14 protein-coding genes are annotated in these 23974 nt (G+C 37.9%); 11 read left to right on the top strand and 3 right to left on the bottom strand.

The window, feature by feature from the left end:
- The first annotated feature begins 321 nt into the window (after positions 1–321).
- From priA to ACOVQ4_RS23430, 6 genes are all read left to right on the top strand, one after another.
- Positions 322–2826, top strand: coding sequence for a replication restart helicase PriA (gene priA, locus ACOVQ4_RS23455; protein ID WP_421823014.1), 2505 nt, complete (start codon positions 322–324; stop codon positions 2824–2826).
- 79 nt (positions 2827–2905) lie between these two features.
- The gene (locus tag ACOVQ4_RS23450; protein ID WP_421823013.1) at positions 2906–3739 is read left to right on the top strand and encodes a DUF1295 domain-containing protein; all 834 of its coding nucleotides are present in this window, start codon (positions 2906–2908) and stop codon (positions 3737–3739) included.
- 84 nt (positions 3740–3823) lie between these two features.
- Positions 3824–4993, top strand: a complete 1170-nt coding sequence (locus tag ACOVQ4_RS23445; RefSeq protein WP_421823012.1) for an AAA family ATPase — start codon at positions 3824–3826, stop codon at positions 4991–4993.
- Positions 4990–5724 carry a hypothetical protein gene (locus ACOVQ4_RS23440; RefSeq protein WP_421823011.1) on the top strand — a complete coding sequence of 245 codons (735 nt, stop codon included), beginning with the start codon at positions 4990–4992 and terminating at the stop codon, positions 5722–5724. The genes ACOVQ4_RS23445 and ACOVQ4_RS23440 overlap by 4 nt, the downstream gene beginning before the upstream one ends.
- 183 nt (positions 5725–5907) lie before the next feature.
- Positions 5908–7263 carry a M24 family metallopeptidase gene (locus ACOVQ4_RS23435; RefSeq protein ID WP_421823010.1) on the top strand — a complete coding sequence of 452 codons (1356 nt, stop codon included), beginning with the start codon at positions 5908–5910 and terminating at the stop codon, positions 7261–7263.
- A gap of 425 nt (positions 7264–7688) precedes the next feature.
- The gene (locus ACOVQ4_RS23430; RefSeq protein WP_421823009.1) at positions 7689–9458 is read left to right on the top strand and encodes a tetratricopeptide repeat-containing sensor histidine kinase; all 1770 of its coding nucleotides are present in this window, start codon (positions 7689–7691) and stop codon (positions 9456–9458) included.
- Here the strand turns inward: ACOVQ4_RS23430 and ACOVQ4_RS23425 are convergent.
- The gene (locus tag ACOVQ4_RS23425; RefSeq protein ID WP_421823008.1) at positions 9455–11509 is read right to left on the bottom strand and encodes a M48 family metalloprotease; all 2055 of its coding nucleotides are present in this window, start codon (positions 11507–11509) and stop codon (positions 9455–9457) included. The two genes, ACOVQ4_RS23430 and ACOVQ4_RS23425, sit on opposite strands and share 4 nt — an antisense overlap.
- Before the next feature lie 216 nt (positions 11510–11725).
- On the opposite strand from ACOVQ4_RS23425, the gene ACOVQ4_RS23420 reads away from it, so the two are divergent.
- The 5 genes from ACOVQ4_RS23420 (at position 11726) to pheT (ending at position 22276) form a co-directional block, all read left to right on the top strand.
- Positions 11726–13696 (top strand): hypothetical protein, encoded by a 1971-nt coding sequence (locus ACOVQ4_RS23420; protein ID WP_421823007.1) that lies wholly within the window; start codon positions 11726–11728, stop codon positions 13694–13696.
- Positions 13697–13753: 57 nt separating this feature from the next.
- On the top strand, positions 13754–15724 hold the full coding sequence (locus ACOVQ4_RS23415) for a DUF3857 domain-containing protein (RefSeq protein WP_421823006.1): 1971 nt from the start codon (positions 13754–13756) through the stop codon (positions 15722–15724).
- A gap of 11 nt (positions 15725–15735) precedes the next feature.
- On the top strand, positions 15736–17700 hold the full coding sequence (locus ACOVQ4_RS23410; RefSeq protein ID WP_421823005.1) for a transglutaminase domain-containing protein: 1965 nt from the start codon (positions 15736–15738) through the stop codon (positions 17698–17700).
- 4 nt (positions 17701–17704) lie between these two features.
- Complete coding sequence (locus ACOVQ4_RS23405; protein ID WP_421823004.1) at positions 17705–19621, top strand: DUF3857 domain-containing transglutaminase family protein; 1917 nt, start codon at positions 17705–17707, stop codon at positions 19619–19621.
- Positions 19622–19852: 231 nt separating this feature from the next.
- Positions 19853–22276 carry a phenylalanine--tRNA ligase subunit beta gene (gene pheT, locus ACOVQ4_RS23400; RefSeq protein WP_421823003.1) on the top strand — a complete coding sequence of 808 codons (2424 nt, stop codon included), beginning with the start codon at positions 19853–19855 and terminating at the stop codon, positions 22274–22276.
- A gap of 244 nt (positions 22277–22520) precedes the next feature.
- On the opposite strand, the gene ACOVQ4_RS23395 is transcribed toward pheT, so the two are convergent.
- Both ACOVQ4_RS23395 and ACOVQ4_RS23390 read right to left on the bottom strand, forming a co-directional pair.
- On the bottom strand, positions 22521–22787 hold the full coding sequence (locus ACOVQ4_RS23395) for a hypothetical protein (RefSeq protein WP_421823002.1): 267 nt from the start codon (positions 22785–22787) through the stop codon (positions 22521–22523).
- Between the two features lie 86 nt (positions 22788–22873).
- Positions 22874–23815 carry a metallophosphoesterase gene (locus ACOVQ4_RS23390; protein ID WP_421823001.1) on the bottom strand — a complete coding sequence of 314 codons (942 nt, stop codon included), beginning with the start codon at positions 23813–23815 and terminating at the stop codon, positions 22874–22876.
- Positions 23816–23974: the final 159 nt, after the last annotated feature.

The following is a 23974-nucleotide window of genomic DNA, read 5'->3' as shown; positions in this document are numbered from 1 at the left end:
GTACAGAGAAATATGAGCATCGTTAGTTAATGGTGAATTTTGAATGAGTGAATTACGAATATTTTTTTTCCGTAGGTACGTAATGCCTTGTTTGTCAAACCTTTGATTAATGGTGAATTTTGAATGAGTGAATTGTGAATTTTTTTTATTTGTAGAGACTCAAGGCATTGCGTCTCTACACCTCTGCGCCCGTTGCCTTTGTCCCTCAACTCTCCCCTTTTTGCCTAACCCCTCTCCCCTCTAAGAAACAAATCTACAGCAAAAGCATAGTTTAAGAAAGTCGGCGAGCCGACCAAAATGATTTTTCCTGTAAATTGCATTATGTTATTGCAAGAAAACACCCTAGATTTCCAAGAGGAAAACACCGTCTTTGCCGATGTAATCGTGCCTGTAGCGGTGCCAAATTTGTTTACATACCGTGTCCCTCGCGATTTTGCTCAGCATATTCGGGTGGGAGCGAGGGCTATTGTTCAATTTGGAAAATCTAAAGTAGTAACTGCGGTTATTGCTCGTTTACATCATCAGCCACCCCAAAAATATCAAGCTAAATACATTCTCGAACTATTGGACGATGCTCCACTGGTTACACCACAACAAATTGAGCTATTTCAGTGGATTGCAGATTATTATATGTGTCATGTGGGCGAAGTGCTCAATGTGGCATTGCCATCTGGACTCAAAATCTCCAGCTTGTCGAAAGTACAATTCAATCCAGAATTTGACCGTCCAGAACTCCTCACTGAGCGAGAGGTAGTAATTATAGAAGAACTCAAAAAACATCAATCGCTTACTTACGATGAATTAGCACGTTTTGCAGATGTCAAAAATGTATACCATCTCATTAAGGCATTGGTGCAAAAACAAGCGATTATTGTTTTTGAAGAAGTTAAGGAAAAATATACGCCTAAAATTATCCGAAAAGTGCGTCTTAATCACTTTTATGAGGAGGCTGGGTATTTGACAGCTTTGCTGGGTGAACTTGAAAAAGCGCCCAAACAGTTAGAAGTAATTTTACAATACTTGCGATATGTGCCTGTATTGCGCACGCCCGCACTCAATGCGAAGGGTTTGGAGAAAAGTACCCTAACCAAAGCCGAGATTTCCGATAGTTCTTTGAATACCTTATTGAAAAATGGTATTCTCGAACAATTCGACGTGATTGTAAGCCGATTTGAGGAGGATGTAGATTTTGTGGAAGCTCCAACGCCTGAATTGTCTGAAGCACAAAAACGAGCATTGACCGAAATTATGCAGTCTTTCGAAGAAAAAGATACCGTTTTGCTGCATGGAATTACGGGTAGTGGTAAAACTGAGGTGTATATCAACCTAATCGAGCAAGTACTGGCTGGTGGTTCGCAGGTACTGTATCTGTTGCCTGAAATTGCACTTACGACCCAAATTGTGGTGCGTTTGCGCAAAGTATTTGGAGATAAAATGGGGATATATCACTCTAAGTTTTCGGATAACGAGCGCGTAGAAGTCTGGAAAGGAGTTATTTCTGGTAAATTCCAGTTTGTGATTGGCGTACGCTCTGCGGTGTTTTTGCCCTTCGACAACTTAGGTCTCATCATTGTAGATGAAGAACACGAAACTTCTTACAAGCAATTTGACCCCGCCCCACGTTATCATGCTCGTGATGTGGCGGTGGTTATAGCCCACAAGCAAAAAGCCAAAGTGTTGCTAGGCTCGGCTACGCCTGCCATCGAAACTTATTACAATGCCTTGACAGGTCGCTATGGTTTGGTAACGATGAAACAACGTTTTGGCGATGCCCAATTGCCAGATATTCGTTTGATTGATGTGAAATCTGCTCGCAAGAATAAGCAAGCCAAAGGCGATTTTTCGACGATGATGCTCGATGCTATTCGACTAAATTTTGAGCAAAAAGAACAAACCATTTTGTTTCAAAACCGTCGTGGATATTCGCCCTATATTCAGTGTGATGACTGCGATACGATTGTGTCTTGTCCCAACTGCGATGTGAGCTTGACCTATCATTATCGTGAACAAGAATTACGCTGTCATTATTGTGGTTATCATGAGTCGATGCACCGCACTTGTCAAGCTTGTGGCTCGGTCAAATTACGGACTCGTGGTTATGGAACCGAAAAAATCGAAGAAGAATTACAACTACTTTTCCCCGAAGCCAAAATCGCGCGTATGGACTTAGATACGACACGTACCAAAACGGCCTTTCAAACTTTGATTAATGAAGTAGAAAAAGGAGCAGTAGATATTTTGGTGGGTACGCAGATGGTATCGAAAGGATTGGATTTTGAAAAAGTGAGTTTAGTCTGCATCTTCGATGCTGATAAAATGATTAATTTCCCAGACTTTAGGGCTACAGAAAAAGCTTTTCAGATGCTAACCCAAGTAGCAGGGCGTGCAGGACGCAGGTCGATTCGTGGCAATGTTTTGATACAAACCAACAATACAAAACAGCCAATTTTACAACAAATCATCGATGGGGATTATGAAGGCATGTATGCGCAAGAGATTGCAGAGCGTGAAGCTTTCCGTTATCCGCCTTTTACCAGATTGATTAAGATTATTGTGAAACATACCGACGATGCCACTGCCGACAAAGCAGCCAAGGATTTAAGCATAAAGCTTATCGAAAAACTTAGTGCAGCACGAGTTTTAGGCCCAGAAAGACCGCTTGTAGAACGAGTTCGTAATCAGTTTATTTATGACATTATGATTAAACTTGAAAAGAACCTGCCACTCAAAGCCGTTAAAAATTATATTTCCGAACAAATCGAAACCATCTCAGTTGGAAAAGAATATAAAGGCTGTAGTATTATTGTTGATGTAGATTGTGGATAACCTCGCTTTGTGCCCTAAGCCGTATGCCATTACAGTACTAGTCTACGGCTTAGGGCATAAAGCTTATTGCTAAACAATTATGAAAAATATCTTATTGCTTGTGATGGCTATTTCTTTGTTGGGCGGAATGGTCGTGTTATCTTACTTTTTTACTCCCTTGGCTTGGGGTGCAGGGCTTCTTTGGCTTTGCCTTACCTTACTTTGGCTTTGGAGTTTACGCATCAAAGACTCCAGTATTATTGATTCCTTTTGGGGAATGGGCTTTGTGATGTTGGCATGGCTGTGGTACGGACTTTTACCTGATACCAACCCACGCGCTTTGGTATTATGTGTCTTGGTCTCGATTTGGGGAATACGCTTGTCAGCACATATAGCAGTCCGTAATCATGGAAAAGGAGAGGACTATCGCTACCAAGCCTTCCGCGAAGCTCATGGGGATAAGTATTGGTGGAGATCATATTTTAGGGTATATCTATTACAAGGCGTATTGCTTTGGTTGATTTCTTTACCCCTCTTTTTTACCCAACATACAGCCTTTACAGGTTGGACGTGGGTCGATGCCTTAGGCGGTATCATCTGGTTGGTAGGTTTTGTATTCGAGGCCCTTGGCGACTGGCAACTAGCGCAATTCAAAGCTAACCCTCACAACAAAGGAAAAGTATTTGACAGCGGTTTGTGGCAATACACCCGTCATCCCAACTATTTTGGCGATGCGGTATTATGGTGGGGATATTTCTGTTTTGCCCTCTCAGCAGGAGCTGGCTGGACTGTTTTAAGCCCTCTATTGATGACCTTTCTGTTGATGAAAGTCTCAGGCGTAGCCCTACTCGAAGAAAGACTCGTAGAAACCAAACCCCAATACCTCGACTATATGAGCCAAACCCCAGCATTTTTTCCTAAGTTTTGGAGATAGGGGTGTGTGATGTAATCAGGAATGAAAAAAAGATGAATACTGGAAGAAGTTGTTAATTTTGTATATCACATAAAATGAAATTATATGTTTCTTAAAACTATAAAGTTTTGCCGTTTTAAAGGACAAAAATATGAGTGGTCAATGGAAGGGAAATCTGATGAGCAACCAGTTTCCTTTCAAAAAATCAACCTCATTGTAGGGAAAAATGCAACAGGTAAAAGTAAAACTATTAATGTCATAAGGCAACTTTCTGATTTATTGTCAGGAGATGTAAAGTTATCTCAGTTAATGTATAATACTTCTAGTTACGATTTATTGTTTGACGATAACGGAAAGGACGTTTCCTACGTTTTAGAATTCGAGGAAGGTAAAGTAAAACAAGAGGTACTTCAAATAAATGGTGTTGTTAAGTTACAAAGAAATAGCCATACAGGTACGATGTTCTATGAAAAGGCTAATACTGATTTAGAGTTTCAAATGGAAGAGGACAAACTGGCTGTTTCACGAGTAGATAATATACAGCAACCATTTTTTGAGCCTTTACAAAACTGGGGAAAATCACTTAATCACTATCGTTTTGGCGGACAGCTTGGTAAAAACTCATTACTCCGTGATAAAAATGCAATTAAAGAGGATAAAGAAGTAGACTTGAAAGATAGCGATGATGTGACCGAAATTTTCATAAAAGGTGAAAATCAATTTGGAGAAGAATTTACAAATAGAATTATTGAGGATATGAGTAAAATCGCTTACCATATCAGTACAATAAGTGTTGATATATTAAAATTCTTTCCCCTTCCTGCTTTTGGTATTGGAGTAAAAGAATCTGATATAGAAGACATAACTGACCAAAAGGAAATGTCTCAAGGTATGTTTAGGGCTTTGTCGTTGCTTGTTCAGTTAAATTTCTCTTTGTTAAGTAAAACTCCAAGTTGTATTTTAATTGATGATATTGGAGAGGGCTTAGACTATGAAAGATCAAAAAGTTTGATTGACTTGATTATTGAAAAGGTTAAAGGGTCATCTGTTCAGGTAATTATGACTACCAATGATAGGTTTGTAATGAACAATATCCCATTAGAATATTGGTCTGTTATTCATCGTGTACCTAAAAAATCTTTGTTTTACAATTATCAAAATTCAAAAGAGATTTTTGACGATTTTAAGTATTCTGGACTGAGTAATTTTGATTTTTTAAGGACAGAATTTTATACAATAGGTTTTGAGAGTGAAGAAAATATAACGGAACAATGAAAAAAATTGCTTTTTTTGTAGAAGGACAAACAGAGCAGTTTTTCCTAAATAAACTTTTGATAGAAATTGCAGGAGTTAAAAATGTTAATATCCTGTTAAAAAAATTTAAAGGAAGAGGTAGACCCACAGAAGATATAGTTCCCAAGAGTCTTGCTCAAGGTACGATAGAAGTTCAGCATACTGTTTTGATATATGATTGTGGTGGAGATGAAAGTGTAAAAACAAGAATTCTGGAAGAATATTCAGGGTTAACGGCAGACGGTTACACTGAGATAATAGGCTTTAGAGATTTATACCCTCTTCCCATTTCTGGTTTACCAAAATTAACACAAAGATTGAAAAATGGTTTAACCATAAATGGGAGAATAGTAGAAGAAGCCTTACCTTCTGATACAACAAGTATTATTATTGCTGTTCGTGAAATTGAAGACTGGTTTTTAGCTGAATGTAATCATTATACTTGTATTGATACCAATCTAGTGCTTAATGAGACTCAAATAACAAAACTAGGCTTTAATCCTCGTATTGATAATCTTACTGTTCGTAGCACTGCCGCTGCCGAAGATTTAAGAGATGTTTATAAAATAGTTGGTAAAACTTATAACAAATCTAAAGATAAAATAGAGAAAACGGTTGAGTGTCTAGATTATGCAAACCTTTATCTTGAAGTTAGGCGTAAAATGGATAAGCTCGATGAATTAATTACTAAGATAGACAACTTCTTAACTTGAACATAAGTGTGTATATTTTACTTTTGTATGATTTAACGGTTTTCTCCTTTAGTCTTCAAATAATTAAATCGTCTTACATCTCTTCACCCATTTTCAAATCTCATGTTTCTGGTTTAGATTTAAGGAAAATTCACACTATCAACAAATTGTGGTGTTTTCACCTCAACTTACTTCCAAACTAACATGAGAAAACTTTTCCTAATGCTGGCAGTCCTGCTCGGTATTGCTCCTGCTTTTTCACAAGAAATCCCTAAAATTTTACCACTGAAAGAACGTGCTACCTTGCAAGATGAATTGCTTGAGGAGCGTTTCAAAAGCGTTTTGCCTAACCTGATGCGCAAAAATGGTATTGATATGTGGGTTATTATTGCCCGAGAATACAACGAAGACCCTGTTATCAAAACTATGTTACCGTCCACTTGGCTCAATGCTCGTCGCCGTACTATTTTGGTTATCTACGACAAAGGTGAGTCGCAAGGACTTGAGGCTTTGGCTGTGGCTCGTTACAATGTCGGTACTATTTTCAAATCGGCTTGGCAACCTGAGAAAGAACCTAATCAGTGGAAACGTCTGATTCAAATTATTGAAGAAAGAAAACCTAAAAAAATTGCCTTGGATGTATCTGAGCAATACGCTCATGCCGATGGTTTGAGTCATTCGGAGCATGAATCTTTGATGAGCAATATGCCCGCCGAGTACAAAAGTAAAGTTACTTCTGCCGAGCGCCTTTGCGTGGGCTGGCTCGAAACTCGTACGCCGCGCGAAATTGCCCTTTATGAAATGCTAGACCGAATTACTCATCAAATCATTGCGGAGGCATTTTCTGAAAAAGTTGTTATTCCTGGAGTAACTACTACCGACGATGTGGTGTGGTATTTGCGTGAGCGTGTAGCAGAACTAAAACTCGATACTTGGTTTCACCCAACGGTAGACATCCAACGCCCCGACCCTGATAAAGTCAATTGGCCTTATGACCGTCGCCCCGACGTAGAAGTGATTATGCCAGGTGATTTATTACATTGCGATTTTGGGATTACATATTTACGTCTCAATACCGACGTACAAGAAATGGCGTATGTCTTGCGCCCCGACGAAAAACAAGTACCCGATTATTTGAACAAAGCCTTTTCTGCGGGTAATAGATTGCAGGATATCATGACGGGTTTTTTTAAGGTAGGAATGACGGGCAATCAGATTTTGGCGCTATCGCTTCGCAAAGCCGAACAAGATGGAGTTGTTGCTCAGATTTACTCGCATCCAGTGGGGTATCACGGACATGCGGCTGGTCCTGCCATCGGTATGTGGGATATGCAAGGGGGTGTGCCCGGTTCGGGCGAGTACTCAATTAATGAAAATACGGCCTACGCTATCGAACTAAATGCCAAGGTGAAAATTCCTGAGTGGGGCAATAAAGAGGTACGTGTGATGTTGGAAGAGCAGGGGCTTTTTATCAATGGGAAAGTACACTATATTGATGGTCGCCAAAAAAACATACTCACTATTCCGAGGCGACAAAAAATAGATCATTTAGGTCAATAATGAATTATAGAAAAGGGTTTGAAGTTGATTTTTCAAATCCTTTTTTTGTAAAAAAATAAATCTTATTAAATGGTGTAATTGGAAAGATATATATCTTTGAATCAAATTTGCCTTGATTAAATAGAATATCTTGCATTTGTGTATTTTGATGTCGGTTTTTTGTACCAAGATAGATGAAGAAAGTCCTTGTGTTTTCGGAAAAACTCTGTAACTTACTTTCGATTCCGAGCTTATTTTACTCTAAGTATTAGCTGATGTTTTTACGATTAATACTGTTGACTGTCTTTTTAAATCCTTACCTCATTTTTTCACAACAAAAAAAGCTAGATAGCTTACTTTTGGTGTGGAAGAGGGACTCTGTTAGTATAGCTCAAGCTCCTGATTCAAATGATGTCAAATTATTGAATTCGATAGGCTATGAGTACATGCAAAGAGCATCAGCCAATACCATAAAACTATCGAACTATGCCTTTATTCTTGCTGAAAAAATCAGATATGACAAAGGACAAACGACAGCTCTTGCCAATCTTGCTAGGTATTATTATGTCAAATGCGATTATGAACTTTCGTTAAGATATCTACTAAAATCTTCCGCCATCAGCGACTACATTCATGATTTGGATGGTAAAGCTGGTATGACCAATCTTTTGGCACTTATTTATCTTGCTCAAAAGAAATTTATTCCTGCCAAAAAAGAGTTATACTCAGCTATTAGTCTAAATAAAAAACTCAATAACTCGCAACGATTGGCAGGCAACTACTTCAATCTAGCGCTGGCTAGTAAAGAACTCAAGCAGTCAGATAGCACTTTTTATTATATTCAGTTATCCAAAAAGCTTGCAGTTAAAAATAATGATGATCACCTAATTGCGATGAATAACAATCGCCTAGGCGAGTATTATTGTTCAGAAGGACGTTCGGAGGAGGCTGTTTTTTATTATACATCCGTTATTAAAAATCCAAAATATCAAAATGATTGGGAGAATAGCTTTGCTTACACGGGCTTGGCCAAATGTTCCTATTCAAAAAAGAAGTACAACGATGCCATTTTGTATGCACACAAGGGCTTAGAACTTGCACAAAAAACAAATACGCTTTGGGATATCCACATGGCACTTAAAGTACTGCATGAAGCCTATCATGCAGCAGGAAAAGATGCACTAGCATATAAGTTCCAAACACTCGAAAAGCAGTATAGTGATAGTCTTTCTAACGAAAAAACAGAGATTGAGCTTACCAGTTTATCCCTCAAACGAAAGGAGGCTGAAAATGATGCTTTAATGCGCAAAAATCAAGTAGCACAGCAAAAGGCTGCTAATAGCCAAATGCTAATGTTGCTGATAGCCTCGGTATCGGCATCTCTATTTATTATATTGGGGTTGAATATCTGGAATACCCGTAAAAAACAGCGATTATACAACGATATTCAAGAAAAATCCGAGCAGATTTTGGCTCAAAATCGTTTAATCGAAAAACAAAATGCGGAACTCTTGGAGTCAAATAGAACCAAAAATAAACTATTTTCGATTATTGGTCATGATTTACGTTCTCCCTTTGCTACGATAATAGCTAGTTTTAAAATGTTTAAAACAGGATATTTGGGCGAAGCCGAAAAAGAAATAATTTTAGATAAAATCTATGAACAAGTAAGCGCTACATCCGAAATGATAGACCATTTGCTTACTTGGGCCAATAGCCAAAAAGAAGGACTAAATACCCAAAAACAGAAGTTTTGTTTGAGTCAAAAAATGGAACAAATTGTGGAGGTTTTTAGTAATACAGCCGAAAATAAGCAAATTTCGCTTATTCACGACTGTACAGAACCTATTTTTGTGTATGCCGATCCTGATCAGGTTCATATTCTTTTTCAGAACTTGGTTGCCAATGCTATCAAGTTTACTAAGCCTCAAGGGGAGGTGGAGATATCTTATCAACAAAGCCCAAGCCACTTATTAGTTACGGTGAAAGACAATGGCATAGGTATGTCTGCCGAAAAGCTTTCTCAACTATTCACAATGACAGGCAAAGGAATATCCACCTATGGTACCAAGTATGAAAAAGGACTAGGAATAGGCCTAAACCTCGTCAAACAGTTTGCTGACTTAAACGATGCAACGATTACTGTAAACAGTATCGAAAACCAAGGTTCTGAATTTATCGTGTCGTTTAATATTCTTACAGATGAAACAATTTAGTTCAATACTACTTTCAGGTAGACCAATTGTGACTGTAAAAAGCTTCGTTTCTCTTCAAAAAATACCTTCCATTCCATTTTATCGAAGATTTGAATAGCTGAGAAGAGGATATCCAAAGCTTTTGAATCGTAAGCGGAATCGATAAAATAGTTGAAGGTTCCTTCCAAAAATGCTTGGCAAGCATTGCGGTCTTCTTGATTCCAATAAACCTCCCAACGCTCAACTTCTAATAGATTTTTTAGCGCCGACCTAAGCGCATTTTCCAATGGCACAAAGTCTTCAAAGTGTTGTGTTATTTCTTCAAATGGTGTGTTTACTTGAACAAATTGTAATGCTCCATAGAGTTTTTGCACTAGCTCATAATTTTGCTCATGCAGGTGTTGTGTCTCTTTCAACATCGAGAGGCTATCTAAATACTCTTGTCCTTGGTTCTGATAGTCAGCTTGTTGGAAGCAAAATGCCGTAACTCTTTGCTCGTGTTCTAATAAATCTAAAGTTTGTATTTCTAATGAACTATTCAGTTGATTCAACAAATTTGAAATATCCTCTTGGGCAATTCTTCGGTTATCATATTCGATAACATCAGGAATCTCAGGAAGAGTTAAAAGCTGCTGAAGCTTACCAATATCATTGTTTAGAATGGAAGTATCCTCTAATTTTTCATAAATCGATTGAGTAAATAGACTGTCGATAGGTATCTCAGTATTTTTCAGGGATTCATCCAAAAGAGCAGGATGACGCCAATCAAAATATCCCTTGTAGGCTGGCGCATAGCTATGCTGGACTTTTTCTTCCTCCATTTTATCCACAAATTGTTGATAACTTATCAACTCCGTGGGTTTTTCGTATTGCACCATTGCAAAAAGCTTTTCGGTTTGCTGTTGCAAAATTTGTTGTGGATTGTGTAATAAGCTCAGCGCTGATTTTTTGTTGGATTGTGTTTTTTGAATATTAAGTTGTTGCAAATGTTGTACCCTTTCGGTCATGCTTGGGTGTGTAGCCCATTGGTCCTCCACAATAAGCTTAGACTTGTTTATTTTATCAAACTTTTCGGGCGTCACCTGCGGTAAATCTTGCTTGATTGGTACCTCATTTACTTGTGCAATAGCATGCATTACCCATGTTTGTTGTGGATAAATATTTTGGGTAATTTGGGCATTTGAGAGGTTTTTTTCATAAAAATTCAACACAGTATAGTAGGCAGAACTAGCCAAATCGATACGTAATAAGGCTGTAGACAATGCCTCTGAGCCAGCCACATGAGCAGCAATAGCATCGGCATGAAATTCCATTTCACGCGATAGCTTGAGATAATTGATATTAATAAGTTTGTAAAAGAATTGTAGGATTTTTTGGATACCAATAATGATATAAACCGCCACACGCACGCCCAAGGTAATTATATCGTGAAGATTACCCCATTTATCAATCAAGCTCCCAAAGGAGTCGTTTTGAAATAATAGATTATAAATTACTTGATTCGAATAATAAACATAGCTACCTATCTTCATTGATTTTTGAGAAAAGTGCCCAAACTCATGGGCAAGTACAGCCTTTAACTCATCTTGTGTAAGACTATTCATGAGTCCTAGTCCTAGTCGTAGGTTTTTTTTGATAGGTAAAAACATGCTCAAAAAACTAGAATCATAAAATACAGAAGCATTAACATCCGCCGTGAGATAAACCTTCTTGGGAAAAGTAGTACCTACTTGCTCAACAATTTCATCGAGTAAAGCAAATAACTGCGGCTGCTCATTTCTGGTAATTTCAGTAAATCCATTTAGGTTTGTTGTATTTCTACTAAAAACAAATTTTATTAAAAATATCAACACAAGAATTCCTATAGAAATCAATCCTACCCCCAGCAGTAGCCCCCAGATGCTAAAACGAAAAGTCATTACACTGATGCCAATACTCCCAAGTACGGCCGTAAGTCCAAGTGCAAGAATCAATAGTAGGAAATAAACAATGATAAATGTAATAATCGAAATCGTTGCGGCAAGGGCAGCATCTTTGAAGGTTTTTGTAGGAGGAACAAGAACGGTACGCATATAATTGGTATTTATTTATGGTTTATAAAACTCAGCTACTCTTTATTTTTTGCGGCTATTTAATCCTATTTGAGCGCTCGGCATCTGGATAATAATCTATCTGATGATTACTCGAAGAGCCTCTTACTCAAAAATGATAAAAAATTATTGGTATTTCGTTGGTATAAATCTATATTTTCTATAAAATTGAGTAAATAAACTAACTTTTCATACAAAATGAATTATTTTTCTGCACTTAAGTTTAAGGTATTGCTAATTGCATTAATCTTCAGTTTTAATGGCCTTTTGGCTCAGAAATCACCAATCAAATTTGGTGATATTCCCACATCAGACCTCGAAGCCAAAGTTTATCCTATCGACTCATCTGCCTCTGCAGTGATTCTTTGTGACTATGCAACCTTGACTTATGCCTACTATTCTTCGGGTCTAAAGACCATGTTTACACATCATCGTCGTATAAAGATTTTAAAAAAATCTGGTTATGACTGGGCTACCTTCGAAACCATTACACGAGGGAATCAAGAATCCATTGCTGGTATCAAAGGGGCAACATACCGCTTGGTTGGGGGTAAAGTACAGGTTGACAAATTGGAAAAATCAGCCATTTTTGAAAATAAATCTGACAAAAATTTTACTTCTCATAAGTTTACCCTACCCAATGTACAGGAAGGTAGCGTGGTTGAATTTACGTATCAGATACAGTCCAATTATGATACCGAAATTCCGACATGGCGTTTTCAGCACTCCATACCCACCCTTTGGAGCGAATACTTGGTAAACGCCCCCAATTTCTATGTGTTTAGATTGCATACACAAGGTTATGAGCCTTTCGCTATTTCTAAACAAGAGCAATCAAGTATCATGCTCGAGGGCTCAAGTTATCCAAGTACCGAATACCATTTAGCTGTAAAGGATATTCCTGCTATTAAAGAAGAACCTTATACTTCGACTTTGGAGGATTTTGTCGCCAAAATACAATTTGAAATTGCCGCATACGTGCCACCAAATGGAATGAGTAAAAACTTTTCTTTATCATGGGAAAATTTAGATGCAGCCTTATTAGGATATGACTCTTTTGGTAAACTTGCCAAGCCCGATGGGGCAGTTAAGGATATCGTGCCTTTTCTTAAAAAAACAGATGCTGATACTTTGGCGCATTTGAATAAAGTGCTCGACTATGTTCAAAAAGCAGTGCTTTGGAACGGTGAAGCTAGTATGTATGGCTCCAATACGCATAAAAAAGTATTGGAAAGTAAACTTGGTAACTCGGCAGACTTGAATCTTTTACTGGTTGCTATATTAAAAGAGCTGAAATATGAAGCCCAGCCTATGATTTTGAGTACGCGCAATCATGGTATGGTAAACGAGTCGCAGGTACTAGAAAAGCGCTTTAACTATGTGGTGGCGGGTGTTTTGATGCCTAATCATCAGTGGTTGCTATTAGATGCTACCGAGCCAATGTGCAAAGCAGGAAGTCTACCTTTCAGATGCCTCAATCAGAAAGGAAGGATTGTAGCAGAAGGTACTGGAGAATGGATTGAAGTGACTCCAAAGGAAAAATATACATCGGCACAGAGCGTACAGGTAAACATCAAAAATAATGGCGATGCCGAAATAAAGGGAGACTTGCTTTTTCAAGGATACGCCGCCATGGCTATGCGCAAAGTCTATCAGAAGGAGGGCGATAAAGCTCTGAGAGAATACCTGAAAAAGGAATATCCAAATCTTCAACTAAAATCGTTTAAAGTAACAGGGCAGAGTAAGTTTGAAGAGTCCTTTGCGATTTCGGTAGATGCCGAAGTATTAGAAGCCGTAAATATCCTCGGCGATCGTATGTATATAAAACCAAGTTTTGGCTTAATCGATACTGAGAATCCTTTCCACAACAAGGATCGTAAATATCCTGTCAATTTCGGCTATTTACAAGACGACCTTTCTACGATTATGATTAATCTTCCAGAGGGTTTTGTTGTAGAAGAATTACCAAAGTCTGTAAAAGCTGTTACGCCAGATAAAATGGTAAACTATACGTATCAAATATTTGCCAATGGTAACCAGATAGCTTTTATGAATAAGTTATTTGTCAAGAAACCTTATTTCTATGCAGAAGAATATCATGATTTGAGACAAGTATTTGACTTGATAGAACAACGCAACCTCCAACAGGTAGTGCTAAAAAAGAAATAATGAAACTTTATCCCCTAGCTTCTGCCCTGTGCAGAAGCTAGGGGCTTCTATGTAGTTATGAAAAAATTGCTTTTACTGATTATATTCCTCTTCCAAATAAATACAATAAATGCCCAGTCCTTTACGCATCTTCCTTCGTTTCGTCCTGTTACTGTTGCAGACTTACAAAGTAACAAGTATGATAAAGACTCGACTGCAGAGGCTTACTATATGCATAACTTCGGACATACTTGGGTGTACGATGAACTCAACCATTATGAGATTGCCTATCAAGTTTTTGTACGAATCAAAATTTTAAAACCTAGCGCTTTCCAATTAGCTACCTACGAGCGATTTTTTGCCAAAGAAAACCGTCAACTAATAGATAGAATCAAAGATATCAAAGGTAAAACTTATAACTTGGTCGGGGGGCAAATCGAAGAGACAGAGTTAACCAGCAAAGATATTTTTAAGAGTAAAATTGATTCAGAAACAGAAAAGCTAAGTTTTGTTCTTCCTCAAGTACATGTAGGTTCGATTATCGAGTACTCCTATGTCGTCCATTCGCCTATTCCTTTTAATCCAGAAGATTGGTTATTTCAACGGGAGCTTCCTACGGAGGTTAGTGAGTATTTTTTTGAATATCCAAAAAACTTTTCTTACAGAGCTATCGAACAAGCTACCGAAGGAAAATTAGACGTAGATACCTGTATCGTAAGCAAAAGAATGGTGTCTTGTCATTGGATTATGCGCGATATACCAGCCCTAAAAAAAGAAGCGCTGGTTGCTTCTGTAGACGATTATGTCCGCAAACTCCATTTTGAGCTGATTGAATATATTATGCCAGGGATGTCAGAGTCAAAGAAATTAGCCTTTGATTGGCCAAGTTTTGACAACTATTTATTAGAGTCAAAGCTTTTTGGGAAAAGTATTACTACGGTAGAGGCTGCTCAGCCCATTCTCAATCGGCTCCTTGCTAAAAAGCAGGATACGTTGACCTTGGCAAAGGACATTTATCATTATTTACGAGATAACTTTAGGCATTTGTCAGGTTATGAGCTAATACCCGATAACACAATCACAAAGGTGTTTGACCAAAAAGCTGGTACAGGTACTGAATTGAATTTACTACTCATTGCCTTATTGAGGCAAGTAGGTATCGAAGCACATCCGCTTATCATCAATAGGCGTGGCAATGGTCGTCCTTGGAAAGAATTTCCTGCCTTCAAACGATTTGATTATACCTTGGCATATACACAAATTCAAGGGAAATCGATATTTTTAGATGCTTCAAATCGATTTTTGAAATGGGAGATGTTACCACAATACTGTATGGTTGGCGAAGGCCGCCTAATCAAGCAAAACGACTGTAAATGGATTCCTATCACGAGCCCCGCAAAGGCTGTAACTTTAGTAAATATCCAAGCAAATTTTACGCAAAATACAGGTGAACTAGAATCAGAAATCGACTATTCGGGCAACGATTACCAATCTGTAATTTATAAAATAGAATATCTGCTTTTGGGAAAAGAAAAATACATTGAAGCACTCAAAAAAAGAATCGATGCCATACAAAAACCTGTCATTTCATGGAGTGGGTTGGATTCGACCAATACTGAGACCCAAGCATCAGTCAAATTGAAGGGAATAATTTCGGAGGCCTATCATGAATCAGATAAATATCTTTATCTCAATGCCTTGCCTGTTGAAGGTGTCAAGGAGCATCCACTGCCTAATCCTACTAGAAATTTTCCTGTAGATTTTATTTATCCTCAGGAAAAAATCATCACTTGTAGAATAAACATACCAGATAATTACAAAATTATTGAATTGCCAAAATCCGTACGGGCTTCGCTACCCAACGATGGAGGTCGTTTTGTATTTACAGTACAAGCACAAAATGAAGGCAAAACAATAATTGTATCGAGCCAATTACAGTTTAAAAAGGCTATTTACGAAGTAGAGGCCTATCAGAGTGTCCGCCAAATCTTTGATTTAGTATTGGGGAAGCATCATGAACAAATCGTTCTCCAGAAAGAATTCAAATAAACCTTAAAACAATGAAAAAAATAACCTTTTTACTACTAATGCTTTCAATGGCTTTGATAGCCAATGCCCAACAAGAACTACCTAAATTCCCCGATGTAAAAGTAGAGGATTTATTGAAGAAGGATTACGCCAAGGATTCTTCTGCCGAGGCTTATATCATGATGAATTATGGGAATGGATGGGTGTATAAAAACTCGGAAGGTAGCTATGAGATTGCCTATCAATACTTTACTAGAATTAAAGTATTGAAAAAAAGTGCTTTCGAACGTGCCACAAAAACACTTTTCCTTTACAAAGATGATACCCAACAAAATATAGAGACCGTCGAAAATGTCAAAGGACGAACTTACAACTTTATCAATGATGGAATAACCATCGAAGAACTCAACCCCAAAGATGTATTTAAAGGAAAATACGATAAATCGTATGATAAAGTAAGCTTTACTTTGCCCAAAGTAAAAGAAGGTTCTATTATTGAATATTCTTATGTGGTTCGGTCGCCGTATCCTTTCAAACCTAAGGATTGGTATTTTCAGTACAATATCCCTTGTGAGCGTAGCGAGTATACTTTTAGTTCTCCAACCAATTTGGCCTATCGTATTCTGATGCAGGCTTGCGAAGGGAAACTATCTTTTGATAAATGTGCAACCGCCGACGAATATCGCACTTGCCAATGGCTGATGTTGAATATTCCTTCCCTAAATCGGGAAAAGTATGTTGCCAATTTGGATGATTATACTCGAAAAATCCACTTTGAACTGGCTGAATACATTGTGGATGGCATGAGTAAGCCCAAAAACCTTTCGATGGATTGGCCTGCTTTTGATAAGCAATTGTTGATTGATGAAGATTTGGGAGGAAGGATAGGCAAAATCTCGGCTTTTGATGCCACAGCGCAAAGTCTCAAAACCCAAAAAACAGACACGCTTGAATTGGCAAAAGAAGTTTATAAATATGTGCAGAGCAACTTTACATGGGATGGTAATAAATATTTGTTCACTCAAAATCCATTAAAGGATATTTATAACCGTAAAACAGGCTCGGGTACTGAGCTGAATTTATTGCTTATTTCGCTACTTCGTCAGGTCGGAATAGAGGCCAATCCTGTAGTAATTAGTACCCGTGAGCATGGTCGTATTTGGAAGGAATATCCGATGATTACTCGCTTTAACTACACCTTGGCTCATGTCAAAATCAAAGGAAAAGATGTCTTATTGGATGTAACAGACAAAAATCTTCGTTGGGGATTATTACCAAGTTTTTGTATGGTGGGCGAAGGTCGTTTGTTAATCAATAATAAATCTCAATGGCTACCTATTCGTACACCTGAAAAAAGCGGAGAAATGATTAATATGGAATTTACGTTCGGGGAAAAAGAATCCGAACTTGAGAGCCAAATTACTTATGCTGGCGTAGGGTATCAAGCCATCGACTACCGCACCGAATACAATACTTTAGGCAAGGACAAGTTTGCAGAAAAGTTTCGTAAAAAACTTTCTACTATCGACAAAGCTTTGGTAGAATTTGAGGGTTTTTCAAGTACAGATACGGATGTTCAGCCCGTTATTGCCGTAACTGGTAAAAATCCAGAGGGATATAGTGTTGTGAATGGTAAAATTTACCTTAAAACCATTCCTTATGATGGCACCACCGAGCATCCTTTTGTTAGTGCCGACAGGGCTTTTCCTATAGATTTTACCTATCCTACCGAAGAGACTATTACTTGCAAATATACCATTCCAGATAATTATGCAGTGGTCGAACTTCCCAAAGCGATTCGAGTGACACTTCCAGAAGATGGTGGTAGATTTAACTTTTCGGTTGCTCAATATCAAGGCGGTAAAGTCATAATCGTAACGAGCCAAATACAACTTAAAAAATCGATTTATGGTGTGGACGAATATCAAGCCATCCGTACGGTTTATGACCATATTGTGGCCAAACACAATGAAATGATTGTTCTTCAAAAAAAATAATACTATGATGTTTACTACACGATTCCTAAAAGTCTTTTTACTACTATGCTTGGTTTATCCTATTGCTGCTCAAACAGTGGTTTGGAATGTACAAGGTATTCCCGAAAAATTAAAGGAAAAAGCGCACGCTGTAATTCGTACAGATGACAATTTATTGATTGTAAAAAATGAAGGTTTCCTGACCAGAAAAAAACATACAGTTATCACCATTCTCGACGAAGAGGGACTTAAATACGGGCATCTTTATATTGACTATAATAAACTTTCGAAAGTTACCGACCTCGAAGGAGTACTTTACGATGCCGCAGGCAATAAGCTTCGTAAGCTCAAAAAAGAGGAAATAAACGATATTGGCAATGTTTCCGAAACCAATCTATTTGACGATTATCGCTATAAATCGGTACAATTCAACTATGCGAATTTTCCATTTACGGTAGAGTATTCCTACGAAGTGTCAGATAAGAGAATGGCTTACTATGAATCATGGTTTCCTGGCGATAATTCCGACGATGTGGCGGTACAAGCCAGTAGCTTACAAATAGAAATGCCCGCCAATATGCAGTTACGATATAAAGAACTCAATGGCGTGGCGGCGGTCGAAAAAGCTCAGAATGGCGCTAATACGGTGTATAAATGGAAGGTAAGCAATCTCCCGATTAAGGCTCATGAGCCTTATGCTCCTGCTTGGTCTGAGCGTGGCCCGGGTGTATGGACGGCTCCTGCTACTTTTGAAATGGATGGTTATAAAGGTGATTTTTCTACTTGGCAAAAAGTTGGTGAGTTTGATAATTTGCTTAACAAAGGAAGAGAAACGCTACCTCCTAGAGTAGTAAATGAAATCCAGACACTTGTCAAAGGAGAAACTACACAAGAAGCAAAAGTCAAAAAGGTATATGAATACCTTCAACAACATACCCGATATATTAGTATTCAGTTGGGGATTGGAGGCTTGCAACCTTTTGAGGCTTCTTTAGTAGCCGAAAAAGGATATGGAGATTGTAAGGCACTAAGTTTTTTTACAAAAGCTATGTTGAAAACTATTGGTATTGAGTCTCATTATGCTTCGATAAAAGCAGGGGAAGCGACCGCCGATATTCTTACGGACTTTCCAGCACAACAGTTTAACCATGTGATTTTGTGTGTGCCAATGCCCAAGGATACCATTTGGCTTGAGTGTACCTCTCAGACAAATCCTTTTGGATACTTATCCAATTTTACGGCTAATCGACATACGCTTTTGGCAACGCCTAGTGGAGGCGTATTGGTCAAAACTCCGGCGTTATCTGCCAAAGACAACCAAGTGAGTCGAAAAGTTAAAATGGAATTGGGAGCTGATGGTTCGGCAAAGGCAAAGATTGACGCCTATTTCAAAGGGATTTTTTATGATGATATGATAGGGCTGATTCATGAAAATAATCAAGAAAAAACCACCATATCTTTACTAAAAAACTTCTATTTGGGCAATGCTCAATTAAGCAAAATTGCTTTGCAAGAAAATAGAGATAAAATCCCGAGTGTTCAAGTTGCTTTTGATGCCGATTTAAAAAAACTAACCTCTCCAAGTGGGTCGAGGCTATTTGTGACTCCTGATATTTTCTTCAAAGAAGATGGTGTGCCCTCAACAGGCTCCGAGCCTCGTACCATGGATGTCGAGTTATTTAATAATATCTCTTATAACGACGAGATTGAAATTCAGCTCCCTACTTACCAAGCAGTGGAGGCATTGCCAACCGATGTAAGCTTCACATCAAAATTTGGAACCTTCCAAGTAAAGTACCAATTACAGGGCAACAAATTATTATTGACTCGCAAGTTTACACGCAATAATGGAAAATATAAGGCCAACGACTTTGCAGAATTGATAGATTTTTATAAAAAAATCTCAAAAGCAGACCGAGCACAAATGGTTTTGAAGTTGTAAAAACCCTTTAATAATCCCTTAATGACCAACTCCGTAAGTTTTTCAAGAACTTACGGAGTTTTTGTTTTGGTCAAGCAAGTACAAAAAGCGTAAAACTTGTAACTTTGCGCTCTCAAATACAAATACGGAAAAACAACAACTCATAATATCATTGCTCAGGTATCAAAACACTTTCCTAATACTTGAGTAAACAAGATTGCACTAGCAAGGTATTATCTAATTTTATACACAATGAAAATTTCACTTAATTGGCTTAAACAGTTCATCGAAATTAATGAATCTCCCGAAGAGCTAGACCAAATGTTGACAGGTACTGGTTTGGAGGTAGAGGGTATCGAGCGTCACGATTCTATCCCAGGTGGGTTACAAGGCTTTGTTGTTGGCGAAGTGCTTACTTGCGAACGATTTATGGTGAAAGAAAAACAGTTGAGCCTTACTACAGTAGATATTGGTCAAGAAACTCCCTCACAAATTGTTTGTGGTGCAGCCAATGTTGATGCTGGTCAAAAAGTGATTGTAGCAACCGTTGGAACAACTCTTTACGACAAAGAAGGTAAGCCAGTGTTTGCTATTTCGAGCAAGAAAACTTACGGACATTTATCTGAAGGGATGATTTGTGCTGAAGACGAAATCGGTATTGGTTCTTCGCATGATGGTATTTTGGTATTGGATACAGATTTGCCAAATGGTACGCCTGCCACCAAATACTTCAACCTTGAAGCAGATTATATGATTGAAATCGGTTTGACACCAAACCGTGCCGATGCTGCATCTCACTGGGGCGTAGCTCGTGATATCAAAGCCGCTACTGGTCGTGAAATCACTTTGCCATCTATTGAGGCTTTTAAAGTAGATAATAACAATTTCCCAATCGAGCTTATCGTAGAAGATGCGCAGGCTTGTCCACGTTTCTGTGGGGTAACTATCGATGGCGTTACCGTAAAACCTTCACCAGAATGGTTACAAAATGCCCTGATTACCATTGGTTTGCGTCCTATCAATAATATCGTTGATATTACCAATTTCATTTGTCATGGCTTGGGTCAACCAATGCACGCTTATGATTGGAGTGCTATCAAAGGTCAAAAAGTAGTGGTGAAAACTCTACCAGCAGGTACTAAGTTTACCACACTTGATGAAGTTGAACGTACTTTAGGCGAAACAGATTTGATGGTATGTAACGCAGAAGAGCCAATGGGTATTGCGGGCGTATTCGGAGGAGCTACTTCGGGTATCAAAGACGAAACAACTCGTGTATATTTGGAGGTAGCGTATTTTGATCCTGCTTCTGTTCGTAAAACAGCACAACGTCATGGTTTGAAAACGGATGCTTCTTTCCGTTTTGAACGTGGTACAGATCCAAATGCTAAATTATATGCTTTGAAATACGCTGCCTTGTTGATTCAAGAATTAGCAGGCGGTGTCATTGCTTCCGAAGTTTCGGATTTCTATCCAAATCCAATTCAAGATTTTGTAGTACCTGTAACATACAGAAATATTGATAGATTGATTGGTAAGCAACTAGAAAAAGAGCTTATCAAGTCTATTTTGGTATCGTTGGATATTCAAATTACGGAAGAAACCGAAGCTGGTTTCACTGCGATTGTTCCTCCGTATCGGGTAGATGTTACGCGTGAGGCTGATATCATTGAAGAAATCTTACGTGTGTACGGTTTCAACAATATTGAACTTTCAGAAAATCTAGGAACCGACTATCTTTCTGATTTTCCTGCGAAAGACCGTGATAAATTGCAATGGAAAATTGCAACAAGTTTGGCTGGAAGCGGATTTTCTGAAATCATTACCAACTCTTTGACAAAGCCTTCTTATGCTGCTTTGATTCAGAGCGATTTACAAGGTGAAAATGTAGAAATTCTAAACAAGTTATCAGAAGATTTGGCAGTGATGCGTCAATCAATGGTTTTCTCTGGTTTGGAAGTATTGGCTTACAATATCAACCGTCGCCAGAAGGATTTGAAATTGTTTGATTTCGGAAAAACTTATCACAAAGTCAACGAGAAATATGTTGAAAAACGCCACTTGGCGATTTACTTAACAGGTAATATTTCGGCAGAAACTTGGCAGGCAAAATCTGAAAAGATTTCATTCCACACGTTGGCGAATGTAGTTACTAAGTTGTTGAAAAGCTTAGGTTTCAAAGATTTCCAAACAAGACCAATCGAAGGTTCTGCTACTTTTGAATATGGTTTGACGTACGTAATCAACAAGAAAGAATGTGTTAGTCTGGGCTTAGTAAAAGCAAAATTGGCGAAGGCTGCAGACGTAAAACAAGCGGTATTCTATGCTGATTTGGATTGGGATTACTTGTTCAAACAATACAAAGAAAACGTAGTATTTACCGAATTGTCTAAATTCCCTGAAGTGCGTCGTGACCTTTCATTGGTATTGGATAAAGAAGTTACTTTTGACCAAATCCAGAAATTAGCGAAACAATACGAGAAAAACTTGTTGCGCCAAATCAACGTATTCGACGTATATCAAGGCGAAAACTTGGGAGAAGGCAAAAAGTCTTACTCGGTAAGCTTTATCTTACAAGACAACGAACAAACGTTGACAGATAAGGTAATTGACAAAACCATGGAGCGCTTAATGGCTGGATTCGAGAAGGAAATCGGAGCAGTAATTAGAAAGTAAAGTAGCTGTAGGCTTTTGGCAATAAGGTTTCGGCTCTCAGCCTTCGGCAAAGGTGTATCTTCTGTTATTTTAGAAACATTTTGCTTAATGCCTACTGCTTATAGCCTAAAAGCTCGATACAAAAAAAGCTGAGAAGATTCGTCTTCTCAGCTTTTTTTGTAGTTCATTTTATCAGTAAATCACATTATTTATAACTGTTTCTGAAAACAGATACACCATTAACAAATAACCGTTTACTAATGAACTATTGTAATGCCGCGCTTTTTTGGATTAGGTCGTCAATTTCTAGTAAAAGTTTTTTACCAAATCCTGACCAAGAATTCATAGTACCATTTTGAAAAAGTTCAACCAACTCTTCAAAACTTCCTACATTGTGATCTTGAAGGAAACGCTTTAAGTTTTTACTTGCGTTTAGCGTTTCTAAAAAGCTTCCTGCGTTTTGTTTTTGCTCCTCGTACTCTTTAATAATCCTGAGTGCATTTAGGTATTCAGAATGAGAAATTGTAGGCATTGCTGTTAATCAATGGTTTTTTGTGTTACACCTAAAAGTTGTATCGTGTATTAGTTATAGATTCCAATATGCTAATATACTACATTTTATGGTAGAATTATTTTATCTTTTGAAAATAGTACTTTTCCTGTACTATCCACAAAACTTGTAGTAATTAAGTTATCCTTAATTTTGACAGAAGTAAAAGCTGGGGTGTTGGTACCAAAAAGTAAGTAAGGGTGCTCTTTACGAACAATATCATTGGCATAAGCAGCTCCGCCACTCACCAATAGTTCAGTGTCCAAATCGGGAGCTTTTAGGTATTGACTATTATGGCTATGGCTCGAAATATAAAGCTGTACTTTGTATTTGTTCAATAGTGGTTTGATGATATTGATGATTTCGGCTTGGTCACCTCTGCCTGTTCCTGCCGAATACATAGGATGATGTCCTACTACGATTTTGATTTTTTCTTTACTCATACTCAAAGTACTATCTAACCATTTTAACTGTTTTTGAGTATCCTGAGACAAAATATCTGAATGCATAAAAGCATTGTTACGGTGTTCTGTAATCATTGGAGTGGTATCAATAACCACAAATCTGACATTATTGTTGTTGGCCATTTCTCGCACAAAAGTATAATATCTACTAGGCAAAATCCAACGCTTATTGATTTTAGCATAGTCAAGTTGTGCCGTAGGATTGCCCATATAATCATGATTACCAAGGGTAATATACCAGTTTTTCAAAATACTAGAACCACTATATACTTGTTCATAAGACTGTTTCCAGTGTGCATCGTTGATGTCGGCTACACCATTTTCATAAAAGTTATCACCCGTCGAGAAAATAAAGTCAATGGGTGTCAGCTTAGCCGATTTATCCATTTGTTTAGCTATCGAAGTCTGAGCATATTGTCCCATTCTTCCCCAGTCGCCTACGATATAAAAAGAGGTTTCTTTAGGTAAATCCACGGTTACTTCTTGTTTACAGCTCCAGTAAATTCCAATAGCAAGAATAAAGAATAATAAGGAGAATTTTCTCATGTTGAATTTTCTTATTGGCGAATTTTAGATTTTTACAAAAATCGATGCATTTTCTATAAAAAAGAAAAAATATGCCTGAAAAACAATAAAAACTATTCAACGGAAGGAGGGGTAGAGGGAACAGGCACAGAGGCACAAAGGGATTTTTTGTAGAGAGGG

The sequence above is a fragment of the Flectobacillus sp. genome (assembly GCF_049240685.1).
Classification (GTDB): Bacteria; Bacteroidota; Bacteroidia; order Cytophagales; family Spirosomataceae; genus Flectobacillus.
This window is presented reverse-complemented; position numbering and strand designations above follow the sequence as displayed.